We start from the raw sequence: 14,337 nt of genomic DNA on the forward strand, positions 1-14,337 counted from the left end.
GTCAGGCCTGCCGGGCGACGGCATCCCCCGCGGGGAGCCACATCTTTTCCAGCTGGTAGAAGTCGCGCACTTCGGGACGGAAGACGTGAACGATCACGTCGCCGGTGTCGATCAGCACCCAGTCGCCCGTTTCCTTGCCCTCGACCGTGCAGAGCCGGCCATGCTCCTGCTTGAGCGTCTCGACCAGTTTCTCGGCCATGGCCGTCACTTGGCGCGACGAGCGCCCGGAGCAGATGACCATGTAGTCACCGATGGCCGTCTTGCCCCGCAGGTCGATCTGCAGGATGTCTTCGGCCTTGCTGTCATCGAGGGATTTGACGATCTCGTCCCGCAGCTCTTCGCTGGTGAGATCAACGTGGGGCATGGTGGCCCCGGTGTCTGCGGCAGATGCCGCGGTGGTCTGAGGTGTCAGAACCTGGTCCTCCTTTCGGCGCACCGCAAAAGCGCCCCGGTGCCGGACGTGATCCAAAGATAACAATTGCGCGCCGAAATCTCAATCGGCTGCGGACACGTGGCGGAAATCAGCCGGGGTCCGGCGCATCCTTGAGCACCCGCACCTCGCGCTGCGGGAAGGGGATCGAGATGTCGTTCGCGTGGAAGGCATCCCAGAGCGCCAGGTAGACATTGCCGCGGATGTTGGTCAGGCCCCCGGTCGGATCCTTGATCCAGAAGCGCAGGATGTAGTCCACGCTGCTGTCGCCGAAGCCGACGATGTGGCAGACCGGCGCGCGGTCGGTCAGCACCCGGTCGACGGCCTTGGCCGCCTCGATCGCCAGCTTGCGCACCTTGTGCGGGTCGTCCCCGTAGGAGGTGCCGAAATAGATGTCGAGCCGCACGAAATCGTTGGAATGCGACCAGTTGACCACCTGCCCGGTGATCAGGTCCTCGTTCGGAATGAGGTATTCCTTGCCATCCCGCGTGGTGATGCTGACATAGCGCGCACCCAGCGAGTTGATCCAGCCGAACGTGTCGCCAAGGCTGATCACGTCCCCAGGCTTGATCGACTTGTCGAGCAGGATGATGATGCCCGACACGAGGTTCGACACCACCTTCTGGAGACCGAAGCCCAGGCCGACGCCGATGGCCCCCGACAGCACCGCGAGACCGGTGAGGTCCACGCCGACCGACTTGAGCCCGATGAAGAAGGCCGCGCCGAACAGCAGCACCTGGAGGAACTTGACCGCCAGCACCTGCATCGAGGGGCTGATGTCCTCGTTCCGGCGGATCGTCGTCGCGGCGGACTGGCTGACGAATCGGGCGAGGATCATGAGCAGCGTCAGGGTGAAGACCGCCTGCACCAGCAGCCACAGCGACAGGTGGATCGAACCGACGTCCAGCGCGACCGAGGACAGGAGCTGCTGCGCCTCGTCCGTGAGGTTCAGGATCGACAGCGTGACCCAGGCCCAGCCGGCATAGCGGATCATCGTCCGCAGGAAGCTGTTGGCGATGAGCCGGGTGAGGATCGCGATCACCAGCCAGGCCGCGGCCAGCTGGCCGATGATGCCCAGCAGGTAGGACCGCGACGGCCAGGTCACCTCTCGCATGATCCAGATCACCGGCCAGATCGTCCCGACGAACAGGATCAGCCGCATCCGCCGGTTGATCAGCACGCCGAACCGCATCCGCCAGGTCGGCCAGCCTTCGCGCGTGCGCAGCCAGGCCTGCCAGCGCGGCCGCAGGATCCGCGCGCCGATGACAGCCAGCAGGATCAGCCCGGCGACGATCATCAGCTGGTAAGCGTTCCACGGCCGCATCAACCCGTTCAGGAACCCCTGGACCTGCGCATAGAGGCTGGTGGCGATCTCCTGCGCGACCGCGGCCGTATCAGGTGCTTGCGGCTCCATGCGCTCTCTCCCCTTTTGCCGGATTTTCCGACGGATGGCGCAAAGTGTCCAGAGCGGCGAAGCTTTCGCATAGGTTGCGTGGACTCACGTCCCCACTTATCTTAACTTGAAAGACCGACAAGCCTGTGCCGCGCAAGACAAGGACCCGGACGTTCATGGGAATCGCCTTCACCCTGGTCACCGACCACGACCTACTGCTGATGCGCGTCACCGAAAGGCCGCGGGCCGAAGACCTGGCCGTGCGGCAACAAGAGGCCTCGGTGCTGCACGCAATGAGCCGGTTCAGCCGGGCGCTGCTGGACCTGCGGGACCAGACCGGGTCCGACCTTGACGGAGCGGCCGTGCGGTCGATCCTGCTGCGCTGCGACCGGCAGACCGGTCAGATCGGCCCGCATGCGGTGCTGCCCATGGCCATCGTCGCCACCCCCGGCTCGATCGGCCAGGGCATCGCACGCATGTTCCTTGGCCATGCGCACGGGCTGCCCCACCTGTCGCTCGAGCTGTTCGAGACGCCGGAAGAGGCCGGGAGCTGGCTTGGCATGACGCCGGGCTGGGAGAAGGTGCTGCTCACACAGCGCTGAGGCGGTTTCCCTTGCGAGACTCACGCGGGCGCTGTATCTGACGGGCCATGACAGTGGTTTTCGACATGGACGATCGCGCGCGCCTGCCCTGGCGGTTTTACGGCGCGACCCACACGGTCCTCGCACGTCTATGACGCGCGCGGCCTGCGCAGGTGCGACCTGTGCGGCCCTTCCTGTCACGCCAATCCAATAGCCAGAAAACGGGAGAGGACCGATGTCCCCCAAGACGCTCTATGACAAGATCTGGGATGCCCATGTGGCCGATGTTGCCGATGACGGCACGTCCCTGCTTTATATCGACCGCCACCTCGTGCACGAGGTGACCAGCCCGCAGGCCTTCGAGGGGCTGCGCCTGACCGGCCGCACCGTGCGCGCGCCGGACAAGACCATCGCCGTGCCGGACCACAACGTGCCCACGACGCTCGACCGCGCCAACCCGGCCACCATGACCGAGGAATCGCGCATCCAGGTCGAGGCGCTGGACAAGAACGCCAAGGATTTCGGGATCCATTACTACCCGGTCAACGACGTCCGCCAGGGCATCGTCCACATCGTCGGCCCGGAACAGGGCTGGACCCTGCCCGGCATGACCGTGGTCTGCGGTGACAGCCACACCGCGACCCACGGCGCCTTCGGTGCGCTGGCCCATGGCATCGGCACGTCGGAGGTCGAGCATGTGCTGGCCACCCAGACGCTGATCCAGAAGAAATCCAAGAACATGAAGGTCGAGATCACCGGCAAGCTCAAGCCCGGTGTGACCGCCAAGGACATCACCCTGGCCGTGATCGGCGAGACCGGCACCGCCGGCGGCACCGGCTACGTGATCGAATATTGCGGCGAGGCGATCCGCGACCTGTCGATGGAAGGCCGGATGACCGTCTGCAACATGGCGATCGAGGGCGGCGCCCGCGCCGGCCTGATCGCGCCGGACGAGAAGACCTTCGACTACGTCCGCGGCCGCCCCCATGCGCCGAAGGGCGCGCAATGGGAACAGGCGATGGAATGGTGGAAGACGCTTTATTCCGACGACGATGCCCATTGGGACAAGGTCGTCACGCTCAAGGGCGAAGAGATCGCGCCCGTCGTGACCTGGGGCACCTCGCCCGAGGACGTGCTGCCGATCTCGGCCGTGGTCCCCGCACCCGAATCGTTCAAGGGCGGCAAGGTCGAGGCGGCCCGGCGCGCGCTGGACTACATGGGCCTGACACCGGGTCAGAAGCTGACCGATATCCAGATCGACACCGTCTTCATCGGCTCCTGCACCAACGGCCGGATCGAGGACCTGCGCGCCGCGGCCGCGATCCTGAAGGGCAAAAAGGTCAAGGACGGCATGCGCGCCATGGTCGTCCCGGGCTCGGGCCTTGTCCGCGCCCAGGCCGAAGAGGAAGGCATCGCCGACATCTTCAAGGAGGCCGGGTTCGAATGGCGGATGGCGGGCTGTTCCATGTGCCTGGCCATGAACCCCGACCAGCTCAGCGAGGGTGAGCGCTGCGCCTCGACCTCGAACCGCAACTTCGAGGGGCGGCAGGGCTACAAGGGCCGCACTCACCTGGTGTCGCCGGCCATGGCGGCGGCGGCGGCGATCACCGGCCACCTGACCGATGTGCGCGAGCTGATGACCGACGCAGAGGCCGTCGCGTGAGCCGCGCCGCCGCCGCGCTGACCGGCATGGGGCTGACCCTGCTGGCCGCCTGCGGCGGTGGCGAAACGCTCGCACCCGAGGTCCTGGCCTTCGGCCCGGCTGACGGCACCCTCGCGGGCAGCTACGACCCCGCGCAATTCTCGCCCGACCTCGTGCGGGCGCAGTTGCGCGGTGGCTGCATCGGTGGCCAGATCGGCAGCTATGCCGAGACGGGCACCGACCGTGACGGGAGGATCACTTTCGTCGCGACCTGCCCTTCGGGGCTGATCGCGGCGCCGGGGCCCACCCGTGTCGAACGCCGGACCGATGGCACGCTGATGATCCGCAGGGTCGGCGCCTGAGCCGCCCTGCCCCTTCCTATCCCCTTCGGCGGCGCCTTCGGGCCCCCGCCCCGATCCAGAGGACGTAACCCATGGATAAATTCGAGACCTTCACCGGTGTCGCGGCGCCCATGCCGCTTGTGAACATCGACACCGACATGATCATCCCCAAGGAATTCCTGAAGACGATCAAGCGCACCGGCCTGGGCGTCCATGCCTTCGACGAGATGCGCTATGACCGCCAGGGCAACGAGATCCCCGATTTCGTGCTGAACCAGCCGGCCTACCGCAACGCGTCGGTCCTGGTCGCCGGCGACAACTTCGGCTGCGGCTCGTCGCGCGAACACGCGCCCTGGGCGCTGGCGGATTTCGGCATCAAGGTGGTCGTGTCGACCTCTTTCGCCGACATCTTCTTCAACAACTGCTTCAAGAACGGCATGCTGCCCATCGTGCTTCCGCAGGAGCAGGTCGACATCCTGATGAAGGACGCGGAAAAAGGCGAGAATGCACGCCAGACCGTCGACCTCGAGGCGCAGACCATCACGACGTCGGACGGAGAGGTCATCCCGTTCGAGGTCGACGCCTTCCGCAAGCATTGCCTGCTGAACGGCCTCGACGACATCGGCCTCACGATGGAGAAGGTCTCCTCGATCGAAGCCTTCGAAAAGCAAAGCGCGGCGGCCCGTCCCTGGGTCTGATCCCCGCCACAGGCTGAGTATTCCGATGGGGCGCCACGATCTGGCGCCCCATTGTCGTTCAGGGCGAAACACCCCCGGTTAACCATCTGTTAACCGAGTCCTTGCCCTTGCCACATTTCGCCTATGTGCTTTGCGCGCTATTCCAACAACATATTGTTTTGGCATGGGGGTTCGCCACACAAGCACGCCACAATTGATGCATTCCCGCACCAGTTCCTCCCTCAAAAGGCCCGATTTCCCGGCTCTATTGTTCACACTTCTTGAGGTCGTCCATGGAAGGGGGCAAAAATTGGGCAACAATGAGGCAGCCCGCCACAAACGGCGGGATCAAAGTGGGACAAGGGGGCGGCATCGTATCGCGCCCGTCCGCGATGAGAGGTTTGGGCAGTGATCAGACGCATGATCAGCGCCGGTCTTCGGGCCGTGCTCGTGGCCGTGGTCATCTTACTTCCGTCGCTCGTGCTGCCGTCTGACGGCGCAGAGGCGGCGCAGGTGGTGTCCCTGGTGGCCATCGTGGCAGCCGCGCTGACCTTCGTCGAATATTTCGCGACCTACCCTTCGATCATCGAATTTCGCGACGCGCGGCCCTTCAACCGCGTCCGCTTCTGTGCCCTTGCCCTCACCGTTGTCCTGCTGACGCTCGCCTGCCGCGACACGATCGCCCCGGTCCTGCTGACCGGCACCGTGGCCGATATCGGCAGCACGCTGGGCCGGTGGACCGATTTCCCCTATTCGCCGGTGCGCATGGTCGTGCTGATGATGCCTCCGGACGCGCCGCAGACCGCAATCGAGATCGTGCGCACCGGGGCCGGCACCGCCTACATCATCTCGCTCGCCATGATCGTCGTGTTCTTCGTGCAGGTCCGCCTGCGCGACTGGCCGACCCGGCAGGGCACCTTCAACGTCTGGGTCAACCTGCCGCTCTTCGATCCCACCGCGGGCGGAGACGTGCTGATCCGCCTCAAGCGCGATGCCAACGTTAACATTGCGTTAGGGTTTCTGCTGCCATTCTTGATCCCGGCGATCATCAAGGTGACCTCGGATGCCTTCGACCCCATCTCGATCACGGCCCCGCAGACCCTTGTCTGGACGCTGAGCGCATGGGCCTTCCTGCCTGCCAGCCTGATCGTGCGCGGCCTGGCCCTTGGCCGCGTGGCCGAACTGATCGAACAGAAACGCCGCCGCGCCTACGCCAAGGCCGAGGCCAAGGGCGAGATCGTCGAAGCGCACGCCTGAGGGCGCTGACGCGCATCGTCCTGTTGCTCCTCCCCTGTTTTGCCGCGGCCGAGCCGCTGCGCATCGCCACCTGGCATGTCGAACTGTCCCGCGACGGCCCCGGCCGTCTGCTGGGCGACCTCATGGAACCTGATGACCAGGTCCGCGCCGTGGTCGATGTCATCGCCTCTGCGCGGCCCGACGTGATCCTTCTGACCGACGTGGACTGGGATTCCGGCGGCGAGGCTGCGCTGGCCCTGCAACACCTGCTCGACACGGCCGGCACCCCCCTTCCCCATGCCTTTGCCCCACCGCCCAATGCCGGTGTGCAGCGCGGGCTCGACGTGGATGGCGATGGCCGGACCGGAGAGCCCGAGGACGCCCTCGGCTACGGCCGCTTTCGCGGCGACGGCGGCCTGTTGCTGCTGGCGAACCGACCGCTTGAACCCTTGCGCGACCTCTCCGCCCTGCCCTGGGCCGAGGCGCCGGGAAGCCTGATGACCGAGGACGAGCGCGCCGCCCTTGAACCGCTCCCCCTTGGCACCATCGGCCATTGGTCGGTCACGCTCGACGATGGCCCCGAGCTGCTGCTGCTGATGGCCGGCCCGCCGGTCTTTGACGGTCCCGAGGACCGCAATGGCCGCCGCAACGCCGACGAGGTGGCGCTGTGGCCGCATTATCTGGACGGAACGCTGGGCCCGCGCGCGGACCTGCCCTTTGTCCTGCTGGGCAATGCCAACCTCGACCCCGAGGACGGCGACGGCCGGCGGGACGCGATCCGCGCCCTGCTCTCCGATCCGCGCCTGCAGGACCCGCAGCCCCGCGGCGATGCCCCGCCCGACCCGGCGCAGGCGGGCGACCCGGGGCTCGACACCGCCGACTGGCCCGAACCGCGCCCCGGAAACCTGCGGGTCAGCTACGTGCTGCCGTCAGCCGACTGGATTGTCACCGATGCGGGCGTCATCTGGCCGACACCCGGCACCCCTGCCGCCACCGCCAGCCGCCACGGGCTGGTCTGGGTCGACCTCACCCGGCCCGGCTCATAGCTGCGCGCGGAACGCGTCCAGCACCTGCTCGTAGACAGCCCGCTTGAAGGGCACGATGGCGCCCGGCAGGTCCTCGGGCGCCAGCCAGCACCATTCCGAGAACTCGGGATGATCGGTCGCGATGTTCACATCCGCGTCCGTGCCGTGAAAGCGCAGCAGGAACCACTTCTGTTCCTGCCCGCGAAAGCGCCCCTTCCAGATGCGCGGCACGATGTCATGGGGCAGGTCGTAGGGGATCCAGCCCGCCGTCTCGGCCTCGACCGAGACCTTGTCGGCCGGCACGCCAGTCTCTTCCCAAAGCTCGCGCAGGGCCGCGTCGCGCGGCGCCTCGCCCGGGTCGACCCCGCCCTGCGGCATCTGCCAGGCCGCGGTCTCGCTGTCGATCCGCTGGCCGACGAACACGCGCCCCTCGGCATTGACCAGCATCACGCCGACGCAGGGGCGATAGGGCAGCTTTTCGATCTCTTCGGGGGTCATCGGGGGCTCCGGCTCAGGGTTGGGCGCACCCTATCGCCCTGGCCGGAGGCTTGCCAAGGGCCGGACGAGCCGGCCCCGGCGCTGTCACATCTCGATCACGTGGATCTCGGCCACCTCGACCCGGCCGCCATCGGCGATCATCGGGTTGTCGCGCGCCATGTCGCAGGCGGCGTCCAGGCTCTCGGCCTCGACGATGGTGTAGCCCATGCAGGGGTCCGCCCCGCCGCCGTCGGTCACGCCATCCTTGCCGACCGTCTTCGACATGCCCACCGGGTTGCCCGGATCGACCAGGGCTGCGCCCGTCTTGGCCATCCAGGCGCCCCAGCGCGCCATGCTCTCGGCTTGCGCGGCCTCGCCCTCGGGCATCCCGCCGCCGTGGTAGACGTATAGGTACTTCGGCATCATCAATCCTCCTGTTCAGCCAAGGTCTTTCCGAAAAAACGATCGAGCTTGCGCAGGGTCGACAGCCAGCCCGTCGTATGATCCTGCGCCGTCTCGGTATCGGCCAGCTCGCGGTGGCTCAGCGTCAGCCGGGCGCCCGCGGCGGTCGCCTCGACGGTAAAGCTCACGAAACTCTCGGGCCCGCGCCGGTCTGCCGCGTCATGCCAGGCCCAGGTAAAGCTGACGCTGCCGCGCCCGTCTTCGGGCGGATGCACGCTGGTGACCTGGCCGGACACCTTGAAGACCTGGTAACTCTCCTTGCCCCGCATGGCGCACCACCAGGGGCCCGGGCGCTCGAAGTCCATCTCGCAGGCGTCAATGAAGACACCCTCGGGCCCGAACCATTGCAGCAATTGCACCGGCGTGGTCACCGCCCGCCAGAGGCGCATCACCTCCACGTCGTAGTCGCGGATGAAGTCCAGGTCGCGCATGGGTCTACTCCTCTCCTTCGGGGTCAATGGCCAGCAACCCGTCCAGCCGCTCGAGGCTGCCAGCCCAGAACGCCTTGTGATCCATGGTCCAGCTCGCGATGGCCCGCATCGCCTCGGGATTCACGCTGTAATAGCGGTGGGTTCCGGCGACGCGCTGCCCGATCACGCCAGCCTCGCGCAGCACCTTGAGGTGGCGCGACACGGCCGGGGCGGAGATGTCGGTCAGCTCGGACAGAGCACCGGCGGGTTGCTCGCCTTGCCGCATCAGGTACTCGACCAAACTCAGGCGAGTCGGGTCCGAGAGGGCAGCGAAGGTGCGGGTCATGTCGATCATGGGTCAAGCATGACCGATTCCTTTATTTCACACAACCGTTAATTAAAGATTCCATAAATCACTCGGAGTCGGCCCCGTCCCAACCCCGGGCAAAGCCGTCGGAAGCAGCCGGCCCCTCGCCCCGGCGCCCCGCACGAACCCCGCGGTCAGCCAAGGCTGCGCCGTCGGAACGAGTATTTGGGGAAAAGTGAAAGCAGGGGCGACGGTGCTGGCCACGACTGACCGTGCCAATGTCCACGGCAGCAGACTTCGACGGACAAGCAGAGCGCAACGTTCTGGCCAGGCGCGCCCCGATCCCCTTCATCTTGCCAATAAACTCCGGGGAGCGCGAGGGGCTGGCCCCTCGCTCCTGACGGATCCGCCCGGCGAAACGCTCAGGCGAAGTCCGACCGCGCGTAGCCTTGCAGGAACAGCAGCGCCGTCAGGTCGCCATGATTGACGCGCACGTCGCATTCGGCGGCCACGCTGGGCTTGGCATGCAGCGCGACGCCTGTGCCGGCGAGGCCAAGCATGCCAAGGTCGTTCGCCCCGTCGCCCACGGCGATGGCATCGGCGGGCGTCAGGCCCAAGCGGGCGGAAATCTCGGTCAGCGCCTGCACCTTGGCGTCGCGGCCAAGGATCGGGCGGCCGACCTCTCCGGTCAGCGCGCCGCCCTCGATGATGAGGGTGTTGGCGCGGTTCTCGTCAAAGCCGAGCTGGCCCGCCACGGCCGCCGTGAAGGCCGTGAACCCGCCCGAGACCAGCGCCGCATAGGCGCCGTCGCGGCGCATGGTGGCCAGCAGTTCGGGGCCGCCGGGCATCAGGGTGATCCGCGTTTCGAGCACATCGGCGATCATCCCCTCGGGCAGGCCCTTGAGCAGGCCGACCCGTTCGATCAGCGCGCCTTCGAAATCCAGCTCGCCGTTCATCGCCCGCGCGGTGATCTCCTTGACCCGGGCGCCGACGCCGGCGACATCGGCCAGCTCGTCGATGCATTCCTGCTGGATCATCGTGCTGTCCATGTCGGCGATCAGCAGCCGCTTGCGCCGCCCCTCGACCGGCTGCACCATCAGGTCCACGCCCAGCGGCTGGATGTCGGCCCAGACGTCCCAGCGATTCGCCGGCATCACTGCGAGCGGGAACTCCGCCGCCTCGTCTGGCGCCAGCCACAGCGCGTCGCCGCCGCCCCAGGCATTGCGCAGGCTTTCGACAAGCGCCGCGTCCAGCTGGCCCGGCCGGGCGATCAGGGTTGCGATATACATGGGCCACCTCCTGCGGTTTGCGGCCCCTTAGCCCGCCGCGCGCGGCAAATCCAGCCCGCAGCCCAAGTTTCCGATCGGAACGCCCGCAATCGCATTCCAGCCCGGATGCGACCATTCGGACGCATTTTCCGTCTTGCGCGTTTTCGCGCCTCCCCATACATCCGACCGCGGGACACCCCTCCCCAACGAGGGGCATCTATCTGGAAGGTTAGGCCGACATGGCTATCAAGCACCCGGCAACGCGGCCGGCAAATCCGCGTTTCTCCTCTGGCCCCTGCGCCAAGATCCCTCATTTCACTGTCGACATGCTGGCCGATGCCGCCCTCGGGCGCTCGCACCGTGCCAAGATCGGCAAGGACAAGCTCGCCGCCGCCATCGAAGGCACGCGCGAGATCCTCGGCATCCCCGCCGATTACAAGATCGGCATCGTGCCCGCGTCCGACACCGGCGCCGTCGAGATGGCCATGTGGTCGCTGCTGGGCGCACGCCCGGCGACCATGGTCGCCTGGGAAAGCTTCGGCGCCGGCTGGGTCACCGACGTGGTCAAGCAGCTCAAGATCGAGGCCGAGGTGAAGACCGCCGAATACGGCGAGATCGTCGACTTCACCACCATCGACTTCGACACCGACGTCGTCTTTACCTGGAACGGCACCACGAGCGGTGTCCGCCTGCCGAACGGCGACGCGATCCCCGCAGACCGCGCGGGCCTCACGATCTGCGACGCCACCTCGGCCGCCTTCGCGATGAACCTGCCCTGGGACAAGCTCGACGTTACGACCTTCTCCTGGCAGAAGGTGATGGGCGGCGAAGCGGCGCATGGCATGCTGATCCTCAGCCCCCGCGCCGTCGAACGGCTGGAAAGCTACACCCCGGCCTGGCCGATGCCCAAGATCTTCCGCCTGACCAAGGGCGGCAAGCTGATCGAAGGCATCTTCAAGGGCGAGACGATCAACACGCCCTCGATGCTGGCGGTCGAGGATTACCTTGTCGCGCTGGACTGGGCGCGCAAGATCGGCGGGCTGCCCGCGCTGATGAAGCGTGCGGACACCAACGCCAAGGTGCTGTGGGACTTCTGCGATCGCAACGATTGGATCGCCAACCTGGCGACCGACCCGGCCACGCGGTCGAACACCAGCGTCTGCCTCAAGTTCACCGACGACCGGATCAAGGACGGCGCGGCCTTTGCCAAGGCCGTGGCCAAGAAGCTGGACGACCAGAACGCCGCCCATGACATCGGCGCCTACCGGGATGCCCCGGCCGGGCTGCGCATCTGGTGCGGTGCCACGGTCGAATCGTCGGATGTCGAAAAGCTGACGACCTGGCTGACCTGGGCCTTCGAAGAGGTCCTGGCCGAGCAGACCGAGGCGGCCTGATCCGGCGGGCCTGCGGCCCAACTTCCAAGACACCCCTTTCCAGGTGGGCGCGCGGCGCCCACCCTCCCCCTCCTTCCATCCAAGGACCAGAGACATGGCCCCCAAGGTTCTCATTTCCGACAAGCTTTCCGCCGCTGCCGTGCAGATCTTCAAGGATCGCGGCATCGAAGTCGACTTCATGCCCGAAGTCGGCAAGGACAAGGAAAAACTGGCCGAGATCATCGGCAATTACGATGGCCTCGCCATCCGCTCGGCCACCAAGGTGACGCCGTCGATCATCGAGAAGGCGACCAACCTCAAGGTGATCGGGCGCGCCGGCATCGGTGTCGACAACGTCGACAAGGAAGCCGCCTCCAAGAAGGGCATCATCGTGATGAACACGCCCTTCGGCAACATGATCACGACGGCGGAACATGCCATCGCGATGATGTTCGCGGTGGCGCGCCAGATCCCCGAGGCCAGCACCTCGACCCATGCCGGCAAGTGGGAGAAGTCCAAGTTCATGGGCGTCGAGCTGACCGGCAAGACCCTGGGCGTGATCGGCGCCGGCAACATCGGCGGCATCGTCTGCGACCGCGCCAAGGGCCTGCGGATGAAGGTCATCGCCTTCGACCCCTTCCTGAGCCAGGAAAAGGCCGACAAGATGGGCGTCGAGAAGATCGAGAACCTCGACGACCTGCTCAAGCGCGCCGATTTCATCACCCTGCACGTGCCGCTGACCGACACGACCCGCAACATCCTGTCGCGCGAGAACCTCGCCAAGACCAAGAAGGGCGTGCGGATCATCAACTGTGCCCGCGGCGGCCTGGTGGACGAAGAAGCGCTGGCCGACATGCTGAAGTCCGGCCACGTGGCCGGTGCCGCCTTTGACGTCTTCTCGGTCGAGCCGGCGACCGAGAACCCGTTGTTCAACCTGCCCAACGTGGTCTGCACGCCGCACCTCGGCGCCGCCACCACCGAGGCGCAGGAAAACGTCGCCCTGCAGGTGGCCGAGCAGATGGCCAACTACCTGCTGGACGGCGCCGTTGAAAACGCGCTGAACATGCCCTCGATGACGGCCGAGGAAGCCAAGGTCATGGGCCCCTGGGTCAAGCTGGCCGAGCACCTGGGCAACTTCGTCGGCCAGATGACGGACGAGCCGATCAAGGCGATCAACATCCTTTACGACGGTGTCGCCGCGACCATGAACCTGAACGCGCTGAACTGCGCGGTCATCGCCGGTATCATGAAGCGCGCGAACCCGGACGTGAACATGGTCTCGGCCCCGGTCATCGCGACCGAGCGCGGGATCAACATCTCGACCACCAACCAGGCCAAGTCGGGCGCCTTCGACGGCTACATCAAGGTGACCGTGGTGACCGACAAGCGCGAGCGGTCGGTGGCCGGGACGGTGTTCAGCGACGGCAAGCCGCGGTTCATCCAGATCAAGGGCATCAACATTGACGCCGAGGTCGGCGCCCACATGGTCTACACCACCAACGAGGACGTGCCGGGCATCATCGGCACCCTGGGCATGACCATGGGCAAGCATGGCGTGAACATCGCCAACTTCACCCTCGGCCGGAAAGAGGCCAACGGCGAGGCGATCGCCCTGCTCTACGTCGACGAGGCCGTGCAGGAGGAGGCGCTGAAAGAGCTTTGCGCGACCGGCATGTTCGGCCAGGTCAAGACGCTGAGTTTCGACGTGGCCTGACCCGCCCCGGCCATCGGCCATGACATGACCGCCGTCCGCATCCCGCGGGCGGCGGTTTTTTTTTGCGGTATCGGCAAGCGATCCGCGGCGGCTTGGCGGTCAGCCTTCCTCTGGCGCCAACAGCGAATCGGCCCCGGGCAGCCGCGCGGGCAGGGTGGCGGGTGGTGGCAGAGACACGGATCGGGACGCCTGCGGCACCGGCACCGGCACTGCAGCCCGCGGAGCCACCGCCGGGCGGACAAAGGCGACAGGCGCCGTGCGCATCGCGCTCATCGGGGCGGGGCCGGCGGGCGCGGGCGCCGGGTCCGGGAACAGCACGGCAAGCCCGGTGGCCGTGCGCCCACCGCCGGTCATCGGCACGCGGTGCATCTCGGACACGCTGACATGGATGATGCCATCCGCGCCCTGCTTCAGCGCCACTTCGCGCAGGGCGTCGATGGCCTTGGCCTCGGACGGGGCCTCTTCGATCGGCAGCAGGCGGGTGACCACCGCGCGGATCGGGCCGATGGCGGTGTAAGGCCGCCCGGGGGTCGAGGGGTAGACGGGGATCGCCGCCTTCGCCGCCTCGTGCGCGGCCTGGGCGGCGGCGGCCCGCTGCGCGGCGATCACGGCCTCGCGCTCCTTTGCGGCGATCTGGGCCTTGCGCCGGGCCAGCAACGTATTCTCCTTGGTCCGGGCCTGCGCCAGTTTCTGCATCCGCTCGTTCGCCACCTTCTCGCGCCGGGCCGCGGCGGCCTCTTCCCGGGCCTTGCGGGCCGTTTCGGCCCTCGCCTGCGCCTCGGCCCGGGCGCGCGCGGCGGCCTCCACCCGTTCGCGTTCGACAAGGGCGCGCGCCTCTTGCGCGGCCAGCACCTTGCCGGGCGACGGCGCGACGCTGGCAATCGGCGCCTGCGGGCCCATCGGCGCGGCACAGCCGCACAGCAGGCCCAGCACCAGCAGCGCCGCCCCTCTTCGTCCTGCCGCCATCGCCCTGCACTCCATCCAGCCCGTGCCCGCAAACG

General features: G+C 67.1%; 16 protein-coding genes. 8 read left to right on the forward strand and 8 right to left on the reverse strand.

The window, feature by feature from the left end:
• Position 1: 1 nt before the first annotated feature.
• Positions 2-364 carry a ribosome silencing factor gene (gene rsfS / locus MF270_RS22840; RefSeq protein WP_238368101.1) on the reverse strand — a complete coding sequence of 121 codons (363 nt, stop codon included), beginning with the start codon at positions 362-364 and terminating at the stop codon, positions 2-4.
• Between the two features lie 157 nt (positions 365-521).
• Positions 522-1,844, reverse strand: a complete 1,323-nt coding sequence (locus MF270_RS22845) for a mechanosensitive ion channel family protein (RefSeq protein ID WP_238368102.1) — start codon at positions 1,842-1,844, stop codon at positions 522-524.
• 155 nt (positions 1,845-1,999) lie between these two features.
• On the opposite strand from MF270_RS22845, the gene MF270_RS22850 reads away from it, so the two are divergent.
• From MF270_RS22850 to MF270_RS22875, 6 genes are all read left to right on the forward strand, one after another.
• Positions 2,000-2,425 (forward strand): hypothetical protein, encoded by a 426-nt coding sequence (locus tag MF270_RS22850; RefSeq protein WP_238368103.1) that lies wholly within the window; start codon positions 2,000-2,002, stop codon positions 2,423-2,425.
• Positions 2,426-2,639: 214 nt separating this feature from the next.
• Positions 2,640-4,067, forward strand: a complete 1,428-nt coding sequence (leuC, locus tag MF270_RS22855) for a 3-isopropylmalate dehydratase large subunit (RefSeq protein ID WP_238368104.1) — start codon at positions 2,640-2,642, stop codon at positions 4,065-4,067.
• Positions 4,064-4,408 carry a hypothetical protein gene (locus MF270_RS22860; RefSeq protein ID WP_238368105.1) on the forward strand — a complete coding sequence of 115 codons (345 nt, stop codon included), beginning with the start codon at positions 4,064-4,066 and terminating at the stop codon, positions 4,406-4,408. Before leuC ends, MF270_RS22860 begins: the two co-directional genes overlap by 4 nt.
• 71 nt (positions 4,409-4,479) lie before the next feature.
• The gene (gene leuD, locus MF270_RS22865) at positions 4,480-5,085 is read left to right on the forward strand and encodes a 3-isopropylmalate dehydratase small subunit (RefSeq protein ID WP_238368106.1); all 606 of its coding nucleotides are present in this window, start codon (positions 4,480-4,482) and stop codon (positions 5,083-5,085) included.
• 387 nt (positions 5,086-5,472) lie between these two features.
• Positions 5,473-6,321, forward strand: coding sequence for a hypothetical protein (locus MF270_RS22870; protein WP_238368107.1), 849 nt, complete (start codon positions 5,473-5,475; stop codon positions 6,319-6,321).
• A gap of 23 nt (positions 6,322-6,344) precedes the next feature.
• On the forward strand, positions 6,345-7,346 hold the full coding sequence (locus tag MF270_RS22875; protein ID WP_238368108.1) for an endonuclease/exonuclease/phosphatase family protein: 1,002 nt from the start codon (positions 6,345-6,347) through the stop codon (positions 7,344-7,346).
• On the opposite strand, the gene MF270_RS22880 is transcribed toward MF270_RS22875, so the two are convergent.
• The 5 genes from MF270_RS22880 to serB all read right to left on the reverse strand — a co-directional run bounded on the left by MF270_RS22880 (position 7,341) and on the right by serB (position 10,270).
• The gene (locus MF270_RS22880) at positions 7,341-7,823 is read right to left on the reverse strand and encodes an RNA pyrophosphohydrolase (protein ID WP_238368109.1); all 483 of its coding nucleotides are present in this window, start codon (positions 7,821-7,823) and stop codon (positions 7,341-7,343) included. The genes MF270_RS22875 and MF270_RS22880 overlap by 6 nt on opposite strands.
• 84 nt (positions 7,824-7,907) lie before the next feature.
• The gene (locus tag MF270_RS22885; protein WP_238368110.1) at positions 7,908-8,225 is read right to left on the reverse strand and encodes a YciI family protein; all 318 of its coding nucleotides are present in this window, start codon (positions 8,223-8,225) and stop codon (positions 7,908-7,910) included.
• 2 nt (positions 8,226-8,227) lie between these two features.
• Entirely contained in the window at positions 8,228-8,695 is a 468-nt protein-coding gene (locus MF270_RS22890) for an SRPBCC family protein (RefSeq protein WP_238368111.1), read from the reverse strand.
• A 4-nt stretch (positions 8,696-8,699) separates the two neighbouring features.
• Entirely contained in the window at positions 8,700-9,029 is a 330-nt protein-coding gene (locus MF270_RS22895; RefSeq protein WP_238368112.1) for an ArsR/SmtB family transcription factor, read from the reverse strand.
• Between the two features lie 374 nt (positions 9,030-9,403).
• A complete protein-coding gene (serB, locus tag MF270_RS22900) occupies positions 9,404-10,270 on the reverse strand; it encodes a phosphoserine phosphatase SerB (protein ID WP_238368113.1) in 867 nt (288 codons plus the stop codon).
• A gap of 218 nt (positions 10,271-10,488) precedes the next feature.
• Here serB and MF270_RS22905 point away from each other — a divergent pair, with 218 nt between their 5' ends.
• On the forward strand, positions 10,489-11,643 hold the full coding sequence (locus tag MF270_RS22905; RefSeq protein WP_238368114.1) for a phosphoserine transaminase: 1,155 nt from the start codon (positions 10,489-10,491) through the stop codon (positions 11,641-11,643).
• A gap of 94 nt (positions 11,644-11,737) precedes the next feature.
• Positions 11,738-13,336, forward strand: coding sequence for a phosphoglycerate dehydrogenase (serA, locus tag MF270_RS22910; protein WP_238368115.1), 1,599 nt, complete (start codon positions 11,738-11,740; stop codon positions 13,334-13,336).
• A gap of 99 nt (positions 13,337-13,435) precedes the next feature.
• Here serA and MF270_RS22915 read toward each other — a convergent pair whose 3' ends face one another.
• Entirely contained in the window at positions 13,436-14,302 is an 867-nt protein-coding gene (locus MF270_RS22915; protein ID WP_238368116.1) for a hypothetical protein, read from the reverse strand.
• Between the last annotated feature and the right edge of the window lie 35 nt (positions 14,303-14,337).

Origin of the sequence: Mesobacterium pallidum (genome assembly GCF_019966535.1) — a bacterium.
Lineage (GTDB): Bacteria > Pseudomonadota > Alphaproteobacteria > Rhodobacterales > Rhodobacteraceae > Mesobacterium > Mesobacterium pallidum.